The organism is Bacillus infantis, assembly GCF_008180445.1.
Classification (GTDB): Bacteria; Bacillota; Bacilli; order Bacillales; family Cytobacillaceae; genus Bacillus_AB; species Bacillus_AB infantis_B.
In genome coordinates this window covers 588,894-613,672 of record NZ_VTER01000003.1, presented here as the reverse complement: position 1 = coordinate 613,672, position 24,779 = coordinate 588,894, and the positions used below count along the sequence as shown (strand labels likewise).

Below are 24,779 nucleotides of genomic sequence, written 5' to 3'. Positions count from 1 at the left end.
AGGGAATTAAAAAGCCTCCCTTCGGAAAGAAGAGAGGCACAATTCTATAATAAAAGTATGTCCCCTCTTATCTTTCAAAACAAAACGTTTTGCTGGATTTAGCACCTTTCCATGTAAAAAAACACATGGACGGTTGCCGAGCTTCATCGGGCCAGTCCCTCCGCTACTCTTGATAAGAGATATCAAAATATTAAGTTAATGAATCTTATTGCTAAAATTTACAGTAAATTTCTCCTCAAGTCAATAAAAAATTTCAGATAATAATGACAGGGGAAGTGGAGGGCTTCGTCCTATTTAATTAAATGAAAATCACCCTGTTTTATAAAGCGTTTTCTTATTCTTTTAAAGAAACTCTATGAAAAAATCAAATTCCCATATTATACTAGGAGGAAAAGTTTAAGGAGTGTATGCTCATGATAGAAAGTACCAGATTTCAATCCGCGTCCGGAAAAACCGGCAAGACAGTGGCTGCAAGGCTTCTGCCGGGAACTGATCTGATGACAGGAATAATCGAGGTGTGCAAAAAAAATGATATGCAGTTTGCTTCTGTCCAAAACTGCTTTGGCAGCTTTCAGCGGTCAGGCTACCTATACCTGGTCCCTAAGCCGGATTCTAAGATAGGGGTTGGCTACGGGGAATTGATCCAGGCAGAAGGACCCATAGAATTCCTCGGCGGCACAGGCATTGTTTGCCAGCGTGACGGGGATTATGAGGTCCATCTGCACGGTACTATGTGCGGGCAGACGGGCAATGTCTTCGGGGGGCACCTTGTCAAAGGGGAAAATCCTGTTATAACGGTTGACCTTATCCTTGTGGAGATTGAAGGTATGAGCTTGAACAGAGATTTTGATGAAGAAACCGGGGCATATCAATTTGCACCGGTTGGAAAAGAAGAATTAGACACTGAATGACCTATCTATTGCCATCTAAGTGGTGGAAGGGACTTGTATTTTATTTTTCAAACTAGAGAGCGACTAAAATAAGAATGCCTGATTATTCTACAATAATAATCAGGCGTTCTTTTATTTTAACCACTTTCAGATACTGTAATTAACTAGATACTTTTAAACATTCACCCAGTCTGTATCTGCTCCAATGCCAAACCGGTTATCAAGACAGCTGCAGCAAGGGCGGGAATACTTAACAGCAGCTTATGGAAAAAAGGGATCTCTGTAAAGCGCTTATATACCTTTTCAGCAATGAGGGCAAGCGGGATGAATAACAGCAGCATTTCTCCAATGCCGAACAGGTCACCAGAATCATAGGGGCTGCTTACATATTGATCGACAAAGTAATTAATGGTGAGAAGTATATTGAATAAGATCATTTGAAAGAGAAAAAAAGCAAATTTTTTATCAACAGGGCAGCTCCTAGCTTTGTATTTAGATTTCTAGGCCATTTTAATGTATTTCCTATTATGGGACAAGGTGCCTGTCTTTGCGTCTGTTTGATGATTAGTTGAAAAAAGTGGGTTCGGTTTGCGAAAGGATGGTTTTAAAGTAAAGGGGAATATACAGAAGAAAGGGCATTAGAAAATGTTATATGTTTTTCTTGCAATTCATTATTTTAAGCGTTGGATTAAATGTAGGGCAGCTTCTGGATGCGGAGTTAGGCAGTCCCTCTCTTATTAGCAGGGACATGCCTATCCTTTATTACAGCAGTCCTTCTTTTACCATATCTAAAATATCGCTTTCAGCACTGAGTATATCTTTTTCGGCACGGCTAGAGATGTTTTCAGCTGCTCTTTGGGCTTCTGTGATGGCGGCAGTTTCATCAATGGTTAGCAGTTTCCTGTTTTCCATAATAACCTGCCCATCTATAATGGTAGTTTCGACTTCATGCCCCCTGGCCGAGTAGACTAAATTCGGAACTATGTTTCTGATCGGCTTTGTAAGGACAGGGAAGAAGGATGGATCCTGGAGATTGATAATAATCATATCAGCCTTTTTGCCTTTCTTTAAAGACCCAATTTCCTGATCAATCCCCATGACTTTTGCTGCTTCAATGGTTGCCATCCGCAGGGCGCGGGTGGCGTTGAACACCTTCGGGTCAGCCATTTTGACTTTGTTTAATATAGCGGAAAATTTCATTTCATTAAACATATTATTGCAGTTATTCCCTGGAGCCTGGTCAGAACCTAAGCAGGCTGTTCCCCCTGATTCCATAAAGTGAAAGACAGGAGGGACAAGGCCGTCTATGATACCGATACTTCCGGAGCAATAAATCATGCCGGCCCCGCTTTCAGCCACTCTGGCAGCTTCCTCATTAGTTGCTTCTGTCAGGTGGACAGCAATCAATCTCTCATTCAATAGCCCCTGTTCCTCCAGAAAGTCAATAGACCTTTTTCCATAGCGTTTGATCATTTGATCAATCTCTCTGTCTCCCTGGGCTACATGCATATGAAGTTTAGTGTCTAATCTTTCCCCATGACCTTTTATTTCTTTAAGGAGTTCAAGGCTCATCATATCTGGCCCATGAGGACCTAAAATGACTGAAATTCTGCCATTTTCGCTTTCATGGTGGGTATTAAAGAGATCAAGATTTCTTTTTAGCTTCGTGTTTCCAATGGAAGGATCAAATGGATATAGTTCACCTACCGGCAGGTCGCCGACATTATCGGGAATTTCATTCACCAGTTCGGCGACCCTGGCACGTGCCCCAATCTTTTTATAGTTTTCTACTATAAGGTCCATCCTTCCATCATAGTCGCAGAAGGTAGTAGTGCCGGATTTAAGGCCTTCTATAATATTGACCATAGACCCTTTGGCGGATTCTTCGGGTGTCAGGTGCTTCATAAATGGCCAAAGTCCTTTTTGCATCCAGTTGGACATATCCTGGGCAACCCCCCGGAAGATGGCAATACCGGTATGGATATGGGCATCGATAAAGCCTGGCATGACTAGTTTGTTTGTTGCATCAATCACCCGCTCGCCTTCATAACTTGCCTTAATCTCATCAAAGCTCCCGATATCGTGAATCCTGTTTCCTTTTATCGCAATGGAGCCATTTTCTATGAAGCCTACTCCTTGTCCTTCCATCGTTAAAATATGTGCATTTTGTATAATGATATCTACTTTCAATCATGACACTTCCCTTGCTTACATAGTTATGTTTTTTGGATAGTCCGTACGTTTCATTCTTTTGTATAACACATAAAGGCTCGAAAATACTGCTGCAGCAGTAATGACGATGCCAACCCATCCGGCGGTTGCTCCCGCGGCCAGAAAACCGATAAAGGAGCAGATCCCAATCAGCAATGCATATGGAAGCTGTGTGCGTACATGTTCAATATGATCGCAGGCCGCTCCCGTCGAAGCGAGGATAGTCGTGTCAGAGATAGGGGAGCAGTGGTCGCCGAATAAACCGCCGCTAATTACAGCCCCTATAACTAAGGGGATACTGATATCCATTGCCGCGGCTATAGGCAGGGCAATAGGCATCATGATGGCAAATACTCCCCATGAGCTTCCTGTCGCGAATGCAATGGCTGATCCCAACAGGAAGATTAATGCAGGCACCAAGAAAGAGGGGAGATTATCGCCTACTATTGCTGCCATATAGGCCCCGAGCTCCATTTCCCCAGCTACTTTTCCAATTGACCATGCCATGACAAGAATCATGGGTACAATCATCAGGTTGACTACTCCTTGTGTCCATTCATCGAAAGCTGTTTTCACAGAATGAAGCCCGGAAGAAATTGAAATCACTGCTGCTCCGGCGGATCCGGCCAGAAAACCGCAAGAGATAGCAAGAACTATATTGGCATTGATAAATGCTCCCCTGAATCCATTTTCGGCAATATCCCCTGTCCAAAAGATAACAGTGAAGATTGTTAGGAATAAGAGCACCATAGGCACGAGGAACTGCCTGAACTTAAAGACATGGCCTTCAGGAAATGAATCCGCATTGTCTGCCACTAAAGGTTTGTCATTCTTGCCGAAAACCTCACCGGATTCAATTGCTCTTTTTTCTGCCTGGTACATAGGTCCAATATCCAATCCTGTATTAATGACATATAAAACCCCTACCATCGCAAATAATCCATATAAGTTATAAGGAATCATCTGAATAAAAAGAGACCAGGGATTTTCTGATAAAGAGAGAGCAGTTATTTGTGTGGCTAGCAGCCCTGTAATAAAAGGCCCGTAGCTGCTGATCGGAGACATTGCTGCAAGTGAGGCACCCATGGAGTCTAGGATGTATGCAAGCTTAACCCTGGAAACATTAAGCTTATCTGTGAGCGGCCTCATGATGGTTCCAAGAATGAGGACAGGCTCAGTGTAGGAGAATAAAAAGGCGCTTCCCCACGTGATATTTTGAACCTTTTTTCGTGTATTGACCCGTTTTGTAGCGATATTCGCGAAAGCTTGAGCAGCACCTGTTGCCCGCAAAATGTGGATAAATCCTCCGGCAAGGGAAACCAGGACCAGCAATCCGGCATTCCATGGATCGGCAATCGAAGGAATCATAAAATCAGAGATACTCCTGGCAAAACCCGAAAACGGATTCCATGAATTAATAATGGTGGACCCGACCCAAACACCAATGAATAAGGATAAAATCGTTTGCTTTGTCAGAAGGGCGATAATAATTGCAATAAGCGGCGGCAGTAAAGCCAAAATACCAAACTCCATCTCACTTTCCCCCTATTTAGATAAGAAATTAAAAGCCAGTTCTATCTCTCACCCCCTTTAATGGAAGTTTTTATTGCTAAGATCAGCTTCTCCATGTGTTTTTCCATTTCGGCTGATGCCGTATCGGCATCTCCGGCTTTAATGGCTTCAAGCACCTTACTATGATCGGGGGCAAAATGTCCTCCCTGGGTATGAGCGGCAAGGTATGGAAAGGTCTTTTCCAATTCTATCTCCTCCAATATAAGGAGCTTCAGAGTAGAACATAAAAAACGATTGCCTGATGCGTCTGCGACTAGTTCATGGAAATGGCAGCTGACCTCTGTCAAATCTAATTGATGGGAAGCATCACAGCTGTGTTTTTCAATAGTAAGTTCCATTTTTTTTATATCCTCTTCATGGACATGAAGGGCTGCGAGCCTGGCCGTCTCCATTTCAATAACCTTCCTTGCGTGCAATAGGTCGAGCAAGTCCTGATAGCTTTTTGGTTTGGAGGCATTGATAAATTCTTTTTCTATTTGATAACGATTCAGCTCATCTTCGATATACCCCAGTTGTTTCATACCTATATGGGAAAGCTTCCTTCCCTGGTTTTTTATCAGTTCGGTATATCCCTTATGATCAAACTCCTTCAATAACCTCCCTATGCTGGCAGTGCTTATGTCTATGTCGAATTGTGCCATCTTCTCCCGCAGGACCCAAGAGCCCAGGGGGACAGGCGAATCTGCTAATATCCGCAAAAGAGCATAATTCCTGTAATCATGTTTGGACTTAAAGAAAGTTTGTATATATTCTGGCATATTTACTCTCCCATCTATACCTGCTCATCATTAATGAGTAGGTATAGTTATAATATTTCGACTATTTATTCAGTATTCCTTCTGCATTTAAAAATTTTGGCAAAAGAGATATGGACTATTTAAAAATAAAGCTTAATTCGGTTTACCCTGGTCTATCAGCAGAGCAGGAGTATGGAATTTTTTAAAATTTATGTGTCTACGCTTAAATATTAAATTTTCAAAAAAGTCTTGCTTGTTTTGTACTACCTAACTATAATACAAATCATAACAAATAATTAAGCGTTTCCAAAAAAGGAGGGAACTATATGAAGCTTGCCGGGATGAATATTACATTCAGGCATTATCCGTTTAAGGAGTTTTTGGAGTGCATGACAAGTCTTGATATCCGGCATATTGAGTTGTGGGCTGGAGAGCCGCATTTCTATGTATACCGGAATCTGCCTGGCCATTTAAGAAGCATGAAGCGGGAGCTGAAAACGAGAAATATGGAGCTGGTTTGCTTTACACCGGAGCAATGTGTTTATCCGTATAATATTGCGGCGTCCGATTCTGGTTGGAGAAGAAGCAGTGTGGAGTACTTTAAGGATAATTTATATGCAGCGCTGGAGCTGGACTGCACTATGATGCTGATCACTTCAGGCATTGGAGATCATTCTGTGAGCACGGGAGAATCGTGGAATTATGCCGCTGATTCAATTCATCAGTTAGCAAAGATAGCGGAAAAGGAAGGGATGAACCTTGTCCTGGAACCGTTAACAAGGTTTGAGACCAATCTTGTGATGGATGTTGAGGGAGTTAAGAGGATGCATGAGGATATCCGATCACCTTCTCTGACCGGAATGATTGATACCGTGGCGATGCAGCTAGCGGGGGAAACTCCTGAAGATTATTTTTCCGCTCTCCGTGAGGTTAAGCATTTTCATTTAATTGATGGGGATGCTGTGTCAGATGCCCATCTGGCCCTGGATGATGGAGTGCTGGACTGGCGGGTATATATGGAGTCTCTAGAACGCAGCGGGTATGAGGGGGCGTGTACCCTGGAGATTATGGGATCTAATTATTATAAGAATCCAAAGGAAATAGTTTCAGAGTCTGTGAAAAAATTAAGAGAAATGGAAACATTCCATTCTAAAACTGGGGGAACTCAAAATGAGTAATGGGGCTCTTACACGCAAGCTTGGATTTTGGGCTGCGCTGGCTATTGCGGTTGGGACGACAATAGGATCAGGAATCTTTGTTTCTACAGGGGAAGTGGCAAAAGCGGCCGGCACCCCGACTATTTCAATTTTGGCCTGGGTCATCGGCGGGCTGATTGCGATTCCGCAAGTCATGGTGCTGGCAGAGCTGTCTACAGCCTACCCGCAAAATGGAAGCGGTTACGTATATCTAAATAAAGCAGGCTGGCGGCCATTGGCTTTCTTATATGGATGGTCTACCTTCTGGGCACTTGATCCGCCAAGCATCTCGATTATGGCCCTTGCGATCGTTTCGTATGTTGCTTCTTTCTTCCCATTCTTTGACGGGATGAATGGAAAGCTGCTCGGAATCGCCATTATTTTGGCCATCACAGCAATTCATTACAGAAGCGTAAAAGAAGGCGGCCTCTTTCAAGTCATTATTACAGCAGTAAAAATCGTTCCATTCCTGATTGTCATTGCGCTTGGCTTTATCTATATGAACCCAGGCAACTTTTCTTACACTCCAGCATCCGGCAGTACGGAAACAAGCCTAATCGGCGGCGTTTCAGCTACAACCTGGGCTTACACAGGCATGGCGGCAATCTGTTTTATGGCCGGGGAATTTAAGAATCCGGGCAAGGTGCTGCCGCGTGCGCTGATTACTTCAATCTTCATTATCCTTACGCTTTATACGCTGCTTGCAGTCTGTGTAATCGGATTGATGCCTTTTGAACAGCTTATCCAATCCAATGCGGCTGTTTCTGATGCGGTTAAGTATATACCGGGATTATCGGATATTGCTTCATCATTTGTAGGAGTGACAGCGATTGTTGTCATACTCGGTTCTTTAAGCTCCTGCATCATGTTCCAGCCGCGGCTGGAGTATGCGATGGCAAAGGATGGGCTGTTTTTTCAGCGCTTTGCCAAGGTTCATCCGAAATATGAAACTCCGAGCTTTTCGATATTGGTGCAGGTCATTTATGCGTGCTTCCTGGTTTTCTTCGGCAATCTAACGGCCCTGCTGGGATACTTTACGCTTATCCAGCTCCTGATCAACATTATGGACTTTGCGGCCGTTTATAAATGCCGGAAAAGAGACGATTATAAGCCGGTCTACCGGATGCCTTTATGGAGGATTACAACGATTTTGGCCATCGCCGGTGCTGCCTGGCTTGCCTGGGGAACTTTTACCTGGGCGCCGATCCAGGGCATGATTGCGGCATTGGTTGTCGTCGCCACCGGGCTTCCTGTCTATTATTATTGGGAAAGAAAGTATGGCTCAAAGGCTGCCAAAGACAATATAGTTGCCTGATACCAAGGAGGGGAGTTAGTGATTGCTGACTCCCTGAAAATTTTCAAAGGAAAAAGATTGAATTATTTGTAATGTTTATTTATAATACAAGACATAACAAATAAAGTCGCGAGCAAGAGACTCATAAGGAGAGTGTTTCCCATGTTGAAGTTTGATGAAGAATTGTTTTTGAAACTAGTAGAAAAAGAGGGCCTTGGCTACAGGGGCAAGATTGAAGAGATCGTAGATGGTATCTGCAAAAACGGCTACAGCAATATTTATATGATTGGCGCCGGAGGAACGATCGCCATGATGTATCCTTATGAATATATGTTCAAAACAAACTCGAGCATTGATGTCCGCGCAGAAATTGCTTCAGAATTCATGGTCACAAATCCTAAGCATTTTACGAAGGATTCTGTCTGCATCTTCACTTCTGTGTCAGGCACAACAGAGGAAACGGTTGCTGCTGCTGAATCTTGCAGGGAAAGAGGAGCAACAACGCTGGCTCTGGTCGCTGAAAGTGACACGCCGCTGACAAAAATCGTCGACTACTGCATCACGACTGGATCTGAGAAGCATTCTTTTGATACATTCTTTATGCTTTTATATATGGTGTCCTTCCGGTTCATGCATAACAATGAAGAATTTCCGCAATATGATCAATTCGTGAAAGAAGTATCATTGCTTCCAAGAGCCATTCTAGATGCAGTAAAATCTTTTGATAAAAAAGCAGAGGAATTTGCTGTTAAGCATAAAGATACGGACTACCATATGATGGTCGGATCAGGAAATCTTTGGGGCAATACGTATTCCTATGCAATGTGCATACTGGAAGAGATGCAGTGGATCCACGCAAAATCGATCCATGCTGCTGAGTTTTTCCATGGTACGCTTGAATTGGTTGTCGAAGATACAAGTGTCATTTTGCTAAAAGGGGAAGATGAAACCCGTCCGCTTGCCGAGCGTGTTGAGCGTTTCGCTGAGAAGATCACCAAAGAACTGACTGTAATTGATACGAAGGATTTTAAAATGGACGGAATCAGCGATGAATTCAGGAAGCATTTCGCTGTCAATATCAACTGGGCTGTCCTCAGCCGCATCAGCGTTTACCTTGAGCGGGAGAGAAATCATCCTTTGGAACTCAGACGCTATTATCGCAAAATGGAGTACTAAGAATGATCGAGCACTGCTAGCGGCAGTGCTCCTTTCTTAAGCTGAAAGGAGTGAAAGCACCATGAAGGTCGTTACAGTCGGGGATAACTGCATGGATGTCTATAATGACAGCGGGAAAGCTTATCCTGGGGGGAATCCGGTAAATGTGGCAGTTTATTTAAAAGCACTGGGAGCGGAGCCTGCGTATATTGGCTGGGTAGGCACAGACAACTATGGAGAAGAAATGATCAAAAGCATCCGGAATAAGGGGGTGGATACAACCCATCTTTCCATAAAGGAAGGAAAAACAGCCGTTACAGATGTACATATGGAAGGCAATGACCGGCGCTTTGGTGACTATGATGAAGGTGTTATGAGCGAGTTTGCTTTAACAGGAGAAGAACTTGAATTTATTGCTGCTCATCAGCTGGTTCATGCCGGCCTATGGGGACATGCGGAAAACTATTTTTCTCTTTTTAAGAAAAAAGGGCTGCTGACGTCCTTTGATTTTTCTGATCAGCTGGCCCATAAGCTGGTTCAAAGCCTGCTGCCATATGTTGATTATCCTTTCTTCTCTTATAAGGAAGATGATGCGTTTATCCGTCAGTTTTTAAAAAATGCGGTTGGCAAAGGAGCAAAAATCGCGATTGCCACTTTGGGTGAAAAAGGTTCGCTTGCTTATAATGGAAGAGACTTTTACGAGTATGGTGTGGTGGATACTGACGTTGTGGATACGATGGGAGCGGGAGATTCTTTCATAGCCGGGTTTACTTACGGTATTTTGAAAGGCCTTTCAATACAAAGCTGTTTAGAATTGGGCGCAAAGACTGCCGCCAATACAATCAGATATTTTGGTGCCTGGTGACTGGGGAGTTAGATCAATGTATAATAGATCTTAACAATCTATTGACGGTAAGGATGAACCAGATGAATTTAAATCCTTCAACGCCTCAGCCGCTGTATATGCAAATCAGGCAAATGCTGAAGAATGACATCCAGAGCGGAAAGTACAAGCCCGATGAACAAATTCCAACAGAAGCAGAGCTTTGCGATATTTATAATGTGAGCCGGATTACGATCCGCAAAGCCATAGAGGAATTAGTGAATGAAGGAACGCTTACACGCGTACCGCGCAGAGGGACGTTTGTAACATCAAATAAGTTTCATAACGAGCTCTTGTCTGTAAGCGGCTTCTCGGAATTCAGCCACCAGCTTGGGATGATTCCCAACTCGCGGATATTAAGAAGCGAAGTCTTATCCGCATCAGAAGAGGTCGCAGGGCATCTCTGCATTGAAGAAGGCAGCCCTGTTCTTGAATTGGAGCGGCTGATGTATGTAAATGACCGCCCTTTATTCTACGACATCGCACACTACTCTCTCATGCGATTCCCTGATTTGGAAAAAAAAATCGCGAGGCTTGAATCCACCTATCAGATCCTCCTGGAGGATTACAGCACTGAAATAATCAGCAATGATAAAATCATTGATGTGATCGGAGCCACTAAAGACCATGCAAAACTGCTGGAATGCGATATCGGCGCCAATCTATTCAGAATCGTCAAGATTGCGTTTGATTCCAGTGACGAACCAGTCCATCTTTCCACATTTGTATGTGAAACAAATAAAGTTAATTTGACTGTTCATCGGGCGAAATAGACATTCGGGGCCATACTCCTTTTTTGTGGAGTATGGCCCTTTTCCATTGTTCCATTTTATATAGGGCATTAAAATTTTCCCAACCCCTAAATCTGTTACTTTTGTCATGTCCATCCGTCTATTAATATATAATACTACTCAAACTCCTCAGCGAGTCCCACTCTCTCTTTTTGAATAAAACAGCCAGGAGGAAACGATGATACTTTCTGTTGACGGAATACATAAGACGTATGGAAAAGACAAGGTATTAAAGGGTATAACATTTCAAATCGATGAACCGAAAATTGTGGCGCTTGTCGGACCGAACGGGTCGGGAAAGTCTACGCTGCTGAATATCATTGCCAATCTGCAGCAGGCCGACCAGGGCAAGGTAACCATTTTACATAAAAGCAATCAGGATCATAGTATCTTTAAAGAAATTTCGTTCATGCAGGACAACTCAGTCCTCTACGATTATTTGACTGGATATGACCATCTCCAGTTCATCGGCGATATGCAGGGAATTTCTAAGAAAAGATTGCTGTCGACTGCTAAGCGGGTTGGCATGGATGCTTATCTGAATAAAAAGGTGGGGAAGTATTCTCTTGGCATGAAGCAGCATCTTCTTTTGACGATGGCACTTGTGAACGAGCCGAAGCTTTTGATTTTGGATGAGCCTTTGAATGGGCTTGATCCAACGAGCAGCATCCGGGTGAGGAATCTTCTGCTGGAAGAACAGCAGAAGGGCACGTGTATTTTATTATCTTCCCATAACTTATCAGAAATCGATCGGGTCACCTCGCACATCCTGTTCATGAAGGGCGGGGAATTGATAGAGGAAAATATCGCATCATATGAGAAGGTATTTTACCATGTTCTGGTTGATGAGCAGGAAAGGGCAGCGGCCATAGTAAAAGAGAACCAGGTTGATGTCTCATTTAATGAAGGAAAATTTGTTTTGGCGAGTGAAGATGTAACGCTGCCTTCATTCATCCAGCTAATGGGGGAGAATGGCATCGGCATCCTGGATATTGAGAAAAAGGTGCATGGTTCAGAAGAAAGGTACCAAAGGATTTATATGGAAAATGGAGCCGGGCTATGAAGCATATCATGTTCGAGCTGAAAAAGCTGATCAGGCAGAAGAAGTTTCTATGGCTCTTTTTCATTGTTCTGCTCTACACAATGGCGGTCTATTTTTATCATTACCAGCAGTACCCGGAAATGAAGGACCGGGCCTATTTCGTGGTCCAGCAATTGGATGTAGAGGCAAGGGGTGCCCAGACGCAGCTGACGCTCGAGCAAAAGGAAACTCCGGAAGATCAGCTCATTGCCGAACAGCTTTCTGAGGTCCAAGGGATGCTTAGCAGCATATTCCAGTGGAAGGTGGCTGTTACAGAAGAGAGATGGGGGGACGTTCCAAAGCCGGAGGGTGAGTTTCTCTCACATTTGCAGGCTTTTTTAGACAGCGGCGGAGTATTCACCGGGATTACGCAGAGTGAGATCCAGGCAAGGCTTGATAAAAGCCGCTGGCTCCAGAAGTACAATCTGCCTTATGAGGATGAAGAGTATCCTCTTTCGCCTCATCTAATCCTAAAGGAGGGCAGCTCTGTATTTTTGGGCGTGATCGGGCTAGTGCTTATGGTATTATTTTTCGGCGGAAGCCTTTCGCAGGAAAAAGAGCAGAACACCTGGTCCACACTTGCGACCCAGCCGATATCCCGCTGGCGGCTGGCAGCCGGGAAGTATATGAGCCTGCTGGTGTCAGCGCTATTGTTTGTAGTGATTGTGACAGGAGTCAGTGTCCTGATTCCCCTGCTGTTTCACGGACAGGATTTAAGCATGCAATATCCAGTGATAGCCGGAACGGGAGATGTGGCTGCTCTTATGCCTATATACCAATTCGTCTTCCGCGCCATTTTGTTTTTTGTCTGTGCGAGTGCCTTTCTGTTCAGCCTCATTTTCTTGTTCAGCAGCTGGACGAAGAACACCTTTATGTCTATCATGCTGACTGTTTTTTTCTCACTGGCAGGCTTTATTTTGACGGATATGCAGGCTGTTTTACAGTGGCCGTTCAACCCGTTTCGCTTGCTGATGGCTGACACCCTGGCCATGACAGTCCCATCGAAGACTGATTTTCTCTATTTTCTTGGTGCTTTACTCTGGAGCTCTGCCCTTTTAATAGTGGCAGGCAGATTATTGAAAAAGGAAGGAAAGCAGCGTTTTTCCTCTATTCACCGGCCATTTTACAAAGGAAGAACACAGCGGACCAGCAGCACCCTGGCGAATTTCATTCTGTTTGAATGGAGGAAAGAAAGGAGAAAAGGGCTGCTGCTGCAGGTAATGGCCGTTTTGTCGGTGTTTATTGTCCTTGGCTCGGTCATTCTTACTTATGAGAAAAATGAAAGAGCTGAAGCTTATATAGCGGGGCTTGAAGAAAATGCCAAAGTAATAGAGGAAGAGCTGCTACCTTATTATGAAGAAGCTATTGGGCTTTCTGAAAATAGCCAAGGGGACAAAGAGTACGCTGAGGAATTAAAAACTGTGCAGAATTTATTTGAGGAACGGTTGGGAAAAGTGAATAAAGCAGTTGATGGCTACTACCATTATGAGCTCGCACCTTTACAGGAGTATCATCTATTTGAGCTGCAGGCTGCTAATGGTGAGTTTGATACAAACAATATTTCTCAAAGCTATGTAGATTTGCTGGGCCAGTTCACTGTTGATGTGAGTCTGGCTGAAAAACAATGGATGATGGAAAAGCAGATAGACCCCATCATAGCCGGGGAATTCAATCCAACCATCAATACCACTTGGACCCATGAACAGCCGAATCAGACTCAAGAGGAATGGGTCAATCAGAACAAAAAGATTGATAACTCCGGCCTATATTCGCTGTATTATTATTTTGACCACTATTTTTCTTATATTATCGTTGTATTCTTCTTCCTTCTTGGGGGAGGGCTTGCCAGGGAAAGGGGCAAGCGGCCTGCCATTCAATTCATAAGGACGCAGCCTGTAACAGGCAGACAGGTTTTTATCGGAAAGCTGATAGCCGCTTCAAGTTTAAGTCTTTTAAGCTGGACAGTCCTGGTCTTTCTGGTGGTACTGGCCGGTGCGATTGCAAATGGATTCGGGGATTGGCTGTATCCAATTGTCCATTATGACAGTGCCGCCGCGGTTGGTTCGGCTTCTTACACCGGCCAAAGTCCGGCCGGATGGAGCACCGGCTTCCACTTGGAAAGCTTGGGGAGAGTGGTGCTGGAGAATTATGCGCTGCATAGCCTGGTCCTTGTGTTTTTAATCGTATTGTCTGTGTTTCTTTCTTTATTCATCAAGAATCAGTTCAGTGTGCTGGCAGTGGCAGCGATTGTCTGCATATCCGGCTATGCCGCAAGCACCAAGATTTTATCGTCTTTTGCTCATATGCTGCCTTTCACTTATCTTAATCCTGCTAAGATAATTAATGGGGAGATGTCGGTTGAGTTGAATAACTCTGGTATTAGTTTTACCAATGGATGCTGGGTGATGATGGGGGCGGTGCTGGTTTTGGGGGCAGCTGGGTATGTGGTTTCGGGTTGGGAGAAGAGGAAGGGTTTTGTGTCCCGGCCTGTGAAAGTCAGCAAGTCAATTTAAGTATATGCACTTTCAAAAGTGGTACGTTATTACGTGCCACTTTTGATTTTTGTAAACCGGAAGACAAACCCATTAAATTCCAATATAATAGATTTTAATAGGTAAAAAGGAGGGGGTATGAATGTCTATGATTAGAGGGCTGGGTAAGTTTGCAGGAAAGGCAGCCGGGACAGTGGTCGGCGGGCCCATACAGATAGCGGGCAAGCTGAAGGGGTTTGATTTGGTAGAGGATATTGGCAAAGGTGTGAGGAAAGCCTCGGAGTTTGCCGGTGATACTGCAGGGCAGGCGGCAGCAGGAGCGGCAGGAATCATATCGGGCATGCTTCACTCTGATCCGGAAGAGCGCAATAGAGGTTTGGGAGAGATGGGCCAGGCGGTTTCGAGAACAGCTAAAGGGGCATTTTATACAGCGAAGAATACGCTTGAGAGCGGCGGGGAAGTTATAGGAGGCATGATGGAGGGAGATGCTTACCGGGTAAAGAAGGGGGCTTCCTCCATTGTCAAAACAGTCGCGGTCGGAGCATTGGCTGTAGGGATCGTTGATGTGATGGATGGAGCAGATCTTGCTGATGCTTCAGATACAGACAGTGACCTGGGCGGCATGGATGCTGGACATATCTCGACTATTAACAGTGAGTTGGCCGGTTCGGTCCATCCTGTGACCGGAGTTCCGTTTGAAGAGGATGTCGTTGATCTTCCTGGCGGGATTTCAGTTGCAGGCGTATTCCCTGAATTTGATGCACGCTGTGAAGTACATATAGATGAAAGTTTGTATATGCAGTCTGCATCATGTCCATTTTTCCTATGCTAATCAAGAGTTATATCAGGATATTCAGGATAACCCCAGGCTGGCAGGGGAACTGGGACTATCACAGCATGATATCAATGGACTTAGTGAAGGAACGAATCCTGAAGGCTACACCTGGCATCACAATCAGGAGCCGGGAGTGCTGGAATTGGTAGATGAAGAAACGCATGCAGCGACGGCCCACACAGGCGGTAGGGAAGTGTGGGGCGGGGGGAGTGAGTATAGATAAATAAAGATTTCAAAAATATAATCTCTAAATATGTTCATGAACTAGCTTGGTAAAATAAGCTAGTTTTTTACTGTCTTTGCTAGTTTGTGAATATTTCTTAATTTCAGAAAAAACTGTTAAAATGTAAATATTATTTTAATAGAATGTCACTCATAAAAGCAAAGGGGAAAAGAAATGAATCTGGAACATATTTTTCAAAAAACGAAGCTGGATCAATTTATCAATAATTTGGCAGTTCCGGCTTTTCTTTATAACTCTAAAGGAAGAATTGTTCATCAAAATAAAGCAGGCCAAGTGGAAGAAATGACTAATATCATTGAGAAAATAGAAAATCTTCTTTTACATGGAGAAAAGGAGACGAAATTTGAGGATGGCGTCATTAAGGTGCTTAACTTTGGAGAAACGGCATTGTTTCTCATAATTATGGACCTCGGGTTGGAAAATAAACCAGATTTTTCTTATTTGTATTCCCCAGAGGTAGAAACAATCCTGAATACCATTAATGATGGCATTTATATCTCCGATGATAAGGGATTTACTCTCCTGGTTAATCACAAATATTCCGAGATGACCGGAATCAAAGTGGAGGAAGTGAGGGGCAGGCATATTGCCGAGCTTGTATTTGACGGTTATTTTGATAGTTCAGTGACTCTTGAAGTTCTCTCAAAGAAAGCTAAAGTCTCCGTTCTTCAAAAAACAAAAGAGCAGGAACAGGTTTGGCTGGTGAATGGAAATCCCGTCATGGATGAAAATGGCCTCATCAGCTTAATCATTAATTCAGTTTATGATATGACTGCTTTAAATCAGCTTAGGCAAAATTTGAAGAAGCAAGAGCAAATTAACAGCCACCAGCAAAAAGAAATCAACCGACTAAAATCAAAGGTAAGGGACGTGCCCTTTTTGCTTGGACATAGTTCGCAAATGAAAGAGGTTAAAAGGAAAATTTCAAAGCTGGCAGAGATTGATTCCACTGTGCTGATTATTGGTGAAACTGGAAGCGGTAAAAATGTAGCTGCCAGGGCAATCCACGAGCTGAGCAGCCGATGTTCCGAGCCTTTTATTGAAGTAAACTGCGGTGCAATTCCGGAACATTTAATAGAATCGGAGCTTTTTGGATATGTGGAGGGCTCTTTCACAGGTGCTATAAGAGGAGGAAAGAAGGGTCTAATTGAGTCTGCTCAGAAAGGGACTATTTTCTTGGATGAAGTAGGGGAACTTCCGCTTGCCCTTCAGGTAAAGCTATTAACATTCCTGCAGGACAAAAAAATAAGAAAGATAGGAGGAGTTTCCAGTACCGAAATTGATGTCCGTGTGATTGCGGCAACGAACAGAAAGCTGGAAGAGCTTGTCGTTGAACGTCAATTCAGGGAAGATCTGTATTACCGTCTTTCAGTTGTTCCGGTGGCCATGCCTCCACTGCGCAGGATTAACGAAGATATTGAAATTTTTTCAGAATACTTCTTGCAAAAATATAACTCTCAGTATGGGAAGGCTCTTTCATTTAACAAAAATGCCTACTATTATCTGAGAAACTACACTTGGCCCGGCAATGTCAGAGAGCTTCAGCACTTGATTGAGCAATTGGTGGTGCTGTCCGAAAAGGAAATAATTGAAGGTGCAGACCTGCCTGAACACATAAAATTTTCCACTCTCCATTCAAAGGTAAAGGAACAGGGGCTGCAGCAAATAATGGATGATGTAGAAAGGGAAATTATCATTAACAAATGGAAGGAGATCCAAGATCTGAATCAGCTGGCAAAAAGTCTTCAGATTCATCGAACAACATTGATGAGAAAGTTAAATAAATTAAATATCCACCTTACATAATGCCTGTGCTAGTTTGCACCAATTGTGCAAACTTGCACAGGTAGTACAGTGGTGCCCCTTGTTTTGTAAGCGTTTTACAGTTGGCACAGTACTTGCATTTAATTACTGTGAAACTAACAAAACTATCATTAGGGGGAATATTCGTGAATTTAGAAGCTTTTGTTGAAAAATATAATTTGCCGGATCAGGCCATCGATGTGACAGACATTCCTTGGGTGCCGACTTTTACTGAAGCAGATGGTGTATGGTTCAAACCAATTCGTTTTGACCTGACAACAGGAAACTGGATCCATATCTCTAAGTTTGCAGCCGGCAAAGGCAATGCCCGCCATCGCCATACAGGAGGGACTGTGTTTGCGTACACGCTGCAGGGCAGTTGGCGGTATCTTGAAAGGGATTGGGTGGCAAAGCCGGGCACATTTGTTTACGAACCGCCTGGAGATATTCATACATTAACTGTAGATGAAGGGGAGGATATGGTTACCCTTTTCTATTTAGGTGGAGTAATTGAGTATTTTGATGAGAATGGAAAAGTATTTTTGCAGGACGATATTTTCTATCGTATGAAAAAGTACCAGGATTATTGTGCAGAGCACAATATCCCTGTGAAAAATCTGGCATATTAAGATTCTCTCGACTTTTTTACGGGCTGTCATGCAGCCCGTTTCCATTACGAATGATTGGAAGTGCTTACATAATCATGGAAGAGGTGGAGCTTTAGTGAAGCAGAAAAATTTTATATTAACAGCATGTTTGATGATATTGCTGGCCGGCTGCAATAAATTGGAGACCTCTAAGCATGTGGCACATTCTGCAGAGTCTATTACATTAAGAGTGGGGACTGGAGTCGGTACAACTCATCTTATTTACACAGCTTATTTAAGCAAATGGATGGAAGAAGTGGAAAATAGAACGAATGGTAAGGTAAATTTTGAAGTGCACTATGGGGGCAGCGTGGTGGCAATGGGAAGGGAATATGATGCACTTGTGTCAGGTATTGTTGATATGGTAATGCCAATGTTTCAAGTTTACGATCCAGTCAGATTCCCTCTTTCGGAGGTATCTATGCTCCCGCTTCTGGAGTCTAACGTAACGACGGCATCTGCTGCTTATAAAGAATTGGTCATGGGAAATCTGCCGCTTAAAGAAGGGAAATCATTTTACGATTATGAACTGAAAAGCAAAGGGCTGAAAATGTGGACTACTCCTACAACTGAAGGCTACAACTTCAGCTATGCAAATAAAAAGGGTCCCAGAAACTTGACAGAACTTACAAATGTTACATTTAGGAGCTCCGGGCGGGTTGCCGAAATATTTTCTAAAGAAATTGGAATCAACGCAATTGCTATGCCAGCGGGTGATATCTATGACGGATTATCAAGAGGGTCTATTGATGGTTTATATTTCTCAATTCCCGACTGGCCAGGCTATGGAATAGACGAGCTTCTAGGTTATACAATACAAGGCGTTAACCTTGGACATTTTAGTCATATATTTGGCATGACCCAGGAGACCTGGGAGTCTTTGCCGCATGATGTCCAGGAGGTAATGGATGAGGTCGCGGCCGAACTGCTTGATTCAAAAGAGACATACCAATTTTATGAGGAGAGGATGGAGCAGGCTCTAAATAATAATAAGAAAAAAGGCGGAGTAATTGAGGATATGAGCGCCCAGCCTCTTGAAGTCCAAGAGGCGATAGATAAGGCAATCGTAGAGACTTGGAAGAAGTGGATTAAAATGAATGATGAGAATGGCCTTCCGGGGAAGGAGACTGCCTTAATGTGGAGAGATTTGATTATCAAGCATGGCGGAGATGTACCGGAAGAAATCAAACAAATGAAATAAACATGAAAGGGACAGGGTGAACATATGGATGGAACTCTCGCATTATTTCTTATAGCCATTTTGTTTGTTATCCTTTTGGCTGCCGGTATGCATATAGGTACTGTATTGATTGTAACCGGTATTGTTGGATTAATGATGCTAGATGGCTTCCGCTCTTTTCCGGCGGTAATCCAGGATTCTAGCTTTTACAGTGTGGCTACCTATTCCTTGACCACTATACCGCTGTTTATCTTAATGGCACAATTCATTGTGAGGGCAAATATTATTGGGCTTCTCTATAGGCTTGTTTTTAAGATCTCAAAAGAAAAGGGTGGGGTGCTTGGTGCATTCACTCTTCTGTTAGGAGGTTTTTTGGGTGCTCTATCCGGCTCTGCTACAGCTATAAGCGCAGCTCTGGCAGAAATTTCGCTCCCTGAGCTTAGGAAACATGGATTCAATAAATATTTCGCTGCCGCCACAGTTGCGACGGCAGGTTCACTTTCAACTCTGATTCCGCCATCCATCATTCTTATCGTCTATGGAGCGGCGACTCAAACCTCAATTGGAAAATTATTTATTGCCATGACTATCCCGGTTGCCATTACGATGGCAGTTCTGTTTACAGCTATTTTCATCCTGCACAGGTTTACGCAGAAGGAGATCGCTAATGACTCTGCACTTGAGACTGCCGCTGCGCTTTCCACTGAACAGCTTCCCAGTGGGGATATGGATCCTAGCTTTAAAAACTATGCGATATCCATCAGCAACATGTTTATAATTATTGGTTCTATATTTTTTGGCATATTCTTTGGACTTTTCACACCCACAGAAGCAGGTGCAATTGGTGCGCTCCTGAGCTTTGTCATGGCTGTCCTTTTAAAGAAGGTTAACTTGGAATTCATCAAGACAGCCCTTGAGGGTACTGTAAAGATTTCTTCAATGGTTCTTTTCATCATATTAGGAGCGAGCATCTTTGGAAAGTTCATGACTCTTACGCTTGTCCCGACTAAGGTCATTTACTGGATTGAGCCACTTTTAAATTATCCTGTACTGCTGATGGCTATTCTGCTGTCTATCTATTTCCTGCTGTTCATGGTAATAGAGGGTACTGCAGTTGTGTTAATAACCGTAAGCGTTGCTGTCCCCATTGCAGCGCAAGCTGGATATGACCCAATCGTGTTTGGGGTATTATTGACGATTGTATGTGCAGCAGGTCTCTTGACCCCACCAGTAGGATTAAGTGTTTACAGTGTTGCAGGGGTTTCAAATCTGGCTGTTCACAGGGTCTTTTATTATGGGACCATCTATGCTGTTATTATAACCTTACTTGTTCTCCCGCCATTGCTACTATGGCCAGAGCTAATCACTTGGCTGCCTAATAATATGTAAAGGAAGGAAGGGAAGAAATGAATAATTCCCATAATGCTTCCCCGCTGGTCAAACTATCGAGAGCTGGCATGTATGTTAGTGGTGCTGCCATCGTCCTTATGATGCTCATTACTTTTATTGATGTAACCTTAAAAAATCTCTTTGGCTCTACCATACCCGGAAGCTATTTATATGTTCAAAACTATTTAATGCCTCTAGCCTTTTTCTGCGGTCTGCCTTATGCATTCTTTTCAGGAATCTTTCCCAGACTGGACATTGTTGTCAATAAGTTCAGCAGTAAGGTTATTGCTAAGCTTGTTGTTGCCGTACTGGCCCTAGAATTAGTGGCTTTTATTCTAATTATGTACTATAGCTTCTTATACGGCCTCCATGGCTTAAATACAAACATTACATTTCTGGCAGGTATAAACAGTATGCCCTTATACCCATTCTTCTTCCTTGTAACAATTGGATTTGGGCTGCTGTCTATTTATCTGATCTCAGTCCTTAGAAAGATAGTAAAGACAGATGGGGAGTATACCTTCTTCAGGAAATCGGAAGAATTGTAAATCAGTTTTGCAATGGAGTGATTTGAAATGTTTGATTTATCCGGAAAAATCGCCTTTATTACAGGTGGCGCAGGAGATTTGGGAAAAAGCATGGCCATGGCTCTGGGGCGGGCAGGTGCCTCTATTATAATGGCAGGGGTAGACAATGAGGATAAGGTTACCGCTGTTGAGAAAGAATTTGAAAGAGAGAATTTAAAGGTCCGCTTTGAATATATGGATGTGTCGGTTGTATCTCAAGTTGAATCTGTTATTTCTGCCCATCCTGATATCGAAATATTAATAAACTGTGCGGGTGTAAATATCAGAAAACCAATACTGGATATAACTGAAAAGGACTGGGAGAAGGTAATCGATGTAAATTTAAAGGGTGTATTCTTTTCATCTCGGACGGCAGCTAAAAACATGCTCGCCAGAGGAAAAGGAAAGATCATTAATATGGCTTCTCTCAGCAGCCATTTAGGATTGCCCAATATGGGTCCTTACTGTGCCTCAAAGGGGGGAGTGAATCAGCTCACAAAAGCAATGGCTATAGAGTGGGCGCCTTGCATCCAAGTTAATGCCATAGCACCTGGGTACTTTCAGACAGAACTAACAGAAGTGTTATTCAGAGATGAAGCGTGGAAGAACAAGGTGCTGTCCCGAATCCCAGCCGGAAGGACCGGATATCCCAATGATTTGAATGGTCTCGTAGTGTTTCTTGCTTCAGACGCGGCCGACTATATCACTGGCCAAACGATTTATGCAGATGGCGGCTGGACCGCATCTTAAGAGCAAAGGAGCACATTTTATGAAAGCAATAGTTAAAGCAAGGCAGGCAGGAAGGATACGAATAGAAGAAAAAGAACTCCCTCAATTGGGTGATGGGGAAGTTTTGGTAGAGGTTTCATATTGCGGTGTCTGCGGCAGCGATATACATGCTGCCAAACATGCAAAGGGATATGAATTTGTAGGCACCGGCACCACACTCGGGCATGAAATATCCGGAAAGGTGATAAATGTTTCCGGAGATGAGAATGCCCATCTGCTGAACAAGCATGTTGTAATAGAGTCGATGCACTACTGCGGTTCATGTGAGAACTGCAGGGAAGGACGCACTTCTGTCTGCCATGAAATAAATGTAATCGGACTTCACTTTGATGGGGGAATGGCCCAATATGTTAAAGTAAAGCCGAAATTTATACAAGAATTACCTCCGCAGCTTCCAGTGGATATGGCAGCATTGCTCGAACCAATGAGCATAGCGGTGCACTCGGTTAAGAAAATAAAAGAAATAATGCCGCAAGATAACATTCTCATTCAAGGGCCGGGAATCATTGGCTTCTTCACTGGCTTGATATGTTCGGATAAAAAAGCTGAGGTAAGAATCAGCGGCCTGGAAAGGGACTATAATTACAGATTATCAAAGGCTTATCTATTTAATATGAAACCCTTTATTGCCGATAAGGAGGAGCTGCCAGATAAAGTGGACTACGTTTTTGAATGCTCCGGATCTTCTGCAGCATTGAAAAGCAGCTTCAGGTATTTGAGAAAAGGAGGACAACTCGTTGCTGTAGCTTTATACGAGCAGGAGACCGCCTTATTTTTGACCGAGATGGTACGCAATGAGTGGCCGATACTGACCAGCTATGGATGTGATCCCGAAGATTATCGCGATGCTGCTGATCTTCTTATTAAGTACCAGAGCCAACTGAGAAATATCGTCTCCTATTTTCCATTAATAGAGGCTGAAAGAGCCTTTACTGAGAGTATGAACCAAAAAGTGCTAAAGGCAGTTCTGTACAATTAATAATGTCTCAAATAAGCAAAGGGGAAGGGCCAAGGTGCCCTTTCTTTATTTATTTATCTAAAATAAGTTTGAGAAATGGAGGTAAAGAATCGTTCTCCCAACAGTGTGGTAGTAAATGAGAACTCTCTTCAAGGATACCTTTGTATAGGTAGAAGGTTAGAGGAATTGTCACCGGTTCAGATGACTTTTATGTTATCACCAAAACCTCCCCATTGGAGTTGAAAATTAAACTCATTCTATTTTTGCATGTTTAGTTGAGTATGAGACAGCCATCTTATTTTGACAAGATTATGAGGGGATTCTCTTAAAAACTTACAGTTATAATTGAGTGGACGGGCAGTCCCTTGTTCTAGAAGAGGAGCTCTTTTTGCATACTTATTCAGTTTCTTGACAAAAAACTCCTCTCCATATCTGATCATTTGGCCTGCCACCCGAGTGACAGATATAGAGAATTTTTCTTTTTAGAGTAGCTCAAGCAACTACTTCTAAATTGACATAGGACAGCAAGCCGCGCTTAATTCCCATACTGAATAGCACGCGCCATAAACACCGAGAACTGCGCACGTGTTATAGGCTGGTTAGGACGGAAGGTTCCGTCAGCAAAACCGCTTGCGATTCCATTGCCGGTCAGGTTCATGATGTGCGGATATGCCATCATTTCAAGTGAAACATCGTTAAAAGGGTTTTTTATGCCAGTCTTATTTTCAAATCTGCTGGATCTGTCAATGTGGATGCTAGCATCCCCGCGAGTAACCGCCTGGTGCGGCCGGTAGGTTCCATCCGGGTAACCGACAATGATATCCCTTTCGGTTAAAGCGTGAATATAGCCTGAACCGGCTACACTTGCTTTTACATCTTTGAATCTGGTATCCGCAGGTTCTCCGGGCAGCTCTTTGGAGCGGCCGATCATAATGGCAGCTTGTGCGCGGGTGATAAATTCATTAGGCTTGAAGGTGCCGTCGGCATACCCGCCGATCACGCCTTTGCCAACCAAATACTCCATCTCTACTTTCGCCCAGTGATTTTCAATATCCTTAAACGAACCGGATGCATCTGTATTTTGAGTAAAAGAAAAGAAACAAGAAAACATTAAAACAGCCAATACCAGCAATTTCTTCAACTTTTCATCCTCCCTTTATCTTAAACTCGACTCCCAAGGTTACATTTCTATTACCAGTTTCTCCTTCCCTGCTGAAGCTTTTTAAAACCTTATAATTCCCTTCTTCAAGACCGGCAAGGTTGATATGCTCTGTTTTTATGCTTGAAGGAGACATAATGATAAGAATATCAGTAAATGCCATGCCTTTATTAGCTGGCTCCCACCCATCAGATGTTTGCTTATAGATCCCATAAGCTGACCCGGTTTCCATTCCATGCATCGCCCAGTTTTCATAATAAATGCTTGCTGTTTCACCCTTCTTGTACACAGATTTGGAGGCTGTGGCAATCATGTGATTCTCCTCTGATGGAGTATATAAAGGAAAATAGTTTTCCTTTAAGATTTTCCCACTGGCATCCATGACAGCCAGCCGGTAATAATAAATGGTGCTTTCCTGCTGTGGAATGCTTACTGCTGTATCTCCGCCGTCTGCAGTAGTCCGTGAATCAATTTTTTCTGTGTTTCGTCCAAACTTATCCCACTTGCCTAACTCAACAATCAACTTTTGTCCCGGTTCCAATGGGACGGTGAATCCTTTAAATGTTCCTCCAGCCTGCACAGGCACTGGGTTTCCATCACCATAAAAATGGTCCTGGATAAAGTAATCATAAGTACCGGTCCCGTTTTGCAGGTTTCTTACCTTATTGGTGTACTTATCAAGAATATTCTCCTGGAATTCACCAACAAAACGGGGCGCATCCTCCACAAACTGAGATTGTTCGTCCAACTTTTTGGGGTCGCTGCTCCCTGATGCCGCCCCGCTTTGACCGCTTTCCTGGCATCCGGAAAGGAGAAGCAGGGAGAAACACAGAATAGCCGAAATACGCTTCATCAGATTCCCTCCTTTTTTCATTAGACGTAACGGCTGGGAAAAAGATACAGATAA

General features: G+C 43.4%; 23 protein-coding genes and 1 riboswitch. Of the genes, 17 read left to right on the top strand and 6 right to left on the bottom strand.

Going from position 1 to position 24,779, the window contains the following annotated elements; genetic code table 11:
* Nucleotides 1–64 precede the first annotated feature (64 nt).
* Nucleotides 65–179, bottom strand: a riboswitch (SAM riboswitch).
* A gap of 234 nt (nucleotides 180–413) precedes the next feature.
* Nucleotides 414–911, top strand: a complete 498-nt coding sequence (locus FZD51_RS07570; RefSeq protein ID WP_187445665.1) for a PPC domain-containing DNA-binding protein — start codon at nucleotides 414–416, stop codon at nucleotides 909–911.
* Nucleotides 912–1,072: 161 nt separating this feature from the next.
* Here the strand turns inward: FZD51_RS07570 and FZD51_RS07565 are convergent, their stop codons facing one another.
* The 4 genes from FZD51_RS07565 to FZD51_RS07550 form a co-directional block, all read right to left on the bottom strand.
* Nucleotides 1,073–1,327, bottom strand: a complete 255-nt coding sequence (locus FZD51_RS07565; RefSeq protein ID WP_148974190.1) for a hypothetical protein — start codon at nucleotides 1,325–1,327, stop codon at nucleotides 1,073–1,075.
* 325 nt (nucleotides 1,328–1,652) lie between these two features.
* Nucleotides 1,653–3,080 carry an amidohydrolase family protein gene (locus FZD51_RS07560; RefSeq protein ID WP_148974189.1) on the bottom strand — a complete coding sequence of 476 codons (1,428 nt, stop codon included), beginning with the start codon at nucleotides 3,078–3,080 and terminating at the stop codon, nucleotides 1,653–1,655.
* Nucleotides 3,081–3,098: 18 nt separating this feature from the next.
* Nucleotides 3,099–4,634, bottom strand: a complete 1,536-nt coding sequence (locus FZD51_RS07555) for a Na+/H+ antiporter NhaC family protein (protein ID WP_148974188.1) — start codon at nucleotides 4,632–4,634, stop codon at nucleotides 3,099–3,101.
* Between the two features lie 41 nt (nucleotides 4,635–4,675).
* Entirely contained in the window at nucleotides 4,676–5,431 is a 756-nt protein-coding gene (locus tag FZD51_RS07550; RefSeq protein WP_148974187.1) for an FCD domain-containing protein, read from the bottom strand.
* A gap of 305 nt (nucleotides 5,432–5,736) precedes the next feature.
* Between FZD51_RS07550 and FZD51_RS07545 the strand changes: the two genes are divergently transcribed.
* The 16 genes from FZD51_RS07545 (at nucleotide 5,737) to FZD51_RS07470 (ending at nucleotide 22,734) form a co-directional block, all read left to right on the top strand.
* Entirely contained in the window at nucleotides 5,737–6,588 is an 852-nt protein-coding gene (locus FZD51_RS07545; protein WP_148974186.1) for a sugar phosphate isomerase/epimerase family protein, read from the top strand.
* Nucleotides 6,581–7,921, top strand: a complete 1,341-nt coding sequence (locus FZD51_RS07540; protein WP_148974185.1) for an amino acid permease — start codon at nucleotides 6,581–6,583, stop codon at nucleotides 7,919–7,921. Before FZD51_RS07545 ends, FZD51_RS07540 begins: the two co-directional genes overlap by 8 nt.
* 141 nt (nucleotides 7,922–8,062) lie before the next feature.
* Nucleotides 8,063–9,076, top strand: a complete 1,014-nt coding sequence (locus FZD51_RS07535; RefSeq protein WP_148974184.1) for an SIS domain-containing protein — start codon at nucleotides 8,063–8,065, stop codon at nucleotides 9,074–9,076.
* 61 nt (nucleotides 9,077–9,137) lie between these two features.
* A complete protein-coding gene (gene frlD, locus FZD51_RS07530) occupies nucleotides 9,138–9,920 on the top strand; it encodes a fructoselysine 6-kinase (protein ID WP_148974183.1) in 783 nt (260 codons plus the stop codon).
* Between the two features lie 62 nt (nucleotides 9,921–9,982).
* Nucleotides 9,983–10,711 (top strand): GntR family transcriptional regulator, encoded by a 729-nt coding sequence (locus FZD51_RS07525; RefSeq protein ID WP_148974182.1) that lies wholly within the window; start codon nucleotides 9,983–9,985, stop codon nucleotides 10,709–10,711.
* 196 nt (nucleotides 10,712–10,907) lie between these two features.
* Nucleotides 10,908–11,792 (top strand): ABC transporter ATP-binding protein, encoded by an 885-nt coding sequence (locus tag FZD51_RS07520; protein ID WP_148974181.1) that lies wholly within the window; start codon nucleotides 10,908–10,910, stop codon nucleotides 11,790–11,792.
* Nucleotides 11,789–14,323, top strand: coding sequence for an ABC transporter permease subunit (locus FZD51_RS07515; protein ID WP_148974180.1), 2,535 nt, complete (start codon nucleotides 11,789–11,791; stop codon nucleotides 14,321–14,323). The genes FZD51_RS07520 and FZD51_RS07515 overlap by 4 nt, the downstream gene beginning before the upstream one ends.
* 121 nt (nucleotides 14,324–14,444) lie before the next feature.
* Nucleotides 14,445–15,134, top strand: coding sequence for a hypothetical protein (locus FZD51_RS07510; RefSeq protein WP_148974179.1), 690 nt, complete (start codon nucleotides 14,445–14,447; stop codon nucleotides 15,132–15,134).
* Nucleotides 15,085–15,360: an HNH endonuclease gene (locus FZD51_RS07505; RefSeq protein WP_148974178.1), complete on the top strand. Its 276-nt coding sequence runs from the start codon at nucleotides 15,085–15,087 to the stop codon at nucleotides 15,358–15,360. Before FZD51_RS07510 ends, FZD51_RS07505 begins: the two co-directional genes overlap by 50 nt.
* Nucleotides 15,361–15,534: 174 nt before the next feature.
* On the top strand, nucleotides 15,535–17,187 hold the full coding sequence (locus FZD51_RS07500; RefSeq protein WP_148974177.1) for a sigma-54 interaction domain-containing protein: 1,653 nt from the start codon (nucleotides 15,535–15,537) through the stop codon (nucleotides 17,185–17,187).
* Between the two features lie 143 nt (nucleotides 17,188–17,330).
* Nucleotides 17,331–17,813: a 2,4'-dihydroxyacetophenone dioxygenase family protein gene (locus FZD51_RS07495; RefSeq protein ID WP_262380780.1), complete on the top strand. Its 483-nt coding sequence runs from the start codon at nucleotides 17,331–17,333 to the stop codon at nucleotides 17,811–17,813.
* Between the two features lie 94 nt (nucleotides 17,814–17,907).
* Nucleotides 17,908–19,032 carry a TRAP transporter substrate-binding protein DctP gene (gene dctP, locus FZD51_RS07490; RefSeq protein WP_187445664.1) on the top strand — a complete coding sequence of 375 codons (1,125 nt, stop codon included), beginning with the start codon at nucleotides 17,908–17,910 and terminating at the stop codon, nucleotides 19,030–19,032.
* 24 nt (nucleotides 19,033–19,056) lie between these two features.
* Nucleotides 19,057–20,400, top strand: coding sequence for a TRAP transporter large permease subunit (locus tag FZD51_RS07485; RefSeq protein ID WP_148974175.1), 1,344 nt, complete (start codon nucleotides 19,057–19,059; stop codon nucleotides 20,398–20,400).
* A 17-nt stretch (nucleotides 20,401–20,417) separates the two neighbouring features.
* On the top strand, nucleotides 20,418–20,948 hold the full coding sequence (locus tag FZD51_RS07480; RefSeq protein WP_148974174.1) for a TRAP transporter small permease: 531 nt from the start codon (nucleotides 20,418–20,420) through the stop codon (nucleotides 20,946–20,948).
* A gap of 27 nt (nucleotides 20,949–20,975) precedes the next feature.
* The gene (locus FZD51_RS07475; RefSeq protein WP_148974173.1) at nucleotides 20,976–21,716 is read left to right on the top strand and encodes an SDR family NAD(P)-dependent oxidoreductase; all 741 of its coding nucleotides are present in this window, start codon (nucleotides 20,976–20,978) and stop codon (nucleotides 21,714–21,716) included.
* A 19-nt stretch (nucleotides 21,717–21,735) separates the two neighbouring features.
* Complete coding sequence (locus tag FZD51_RS07470; protein WP_187445662.1) at nucleotides 21,736–22,734, top strand: zinc-dependent alcohol dehydrogenase; 999 nt, start codon at nucleotides 21,736–21,738, stop codon at nucleotides 22,732–22,734.
* 514 nt (nucleotides 22,735–23,248) lie between these two features.
* Here the strand turns inward: FZD51_RS07470 and FZD51_RS07465 are convergent.
* Nucleotides 23,249–23,854, bottom strand: coding sequence for an S-layer homology domain-containing protein (locus tag FZD51_RS07465; RefSeq protein ID WP_148974171.1), 606 nt, complete (start codon nucleotides 23,852–23,854; stop codon nucleotides 23,249–23,251).
* 4 nt (nucleotides 23,855–23,858) lie between these two features.
* Entirely contained in the window at nucleotides 23,859–24,725 is an 867-nt protein-coding gene (locus tag FZD51_RS07460) for an immunoglobulin-like domain-containing protein (RefSeq protein WP_148974170.1), read from the bottom strand.
* Nucleotides 24,726–24,779 lie beyond the last annotated feature (54 nt).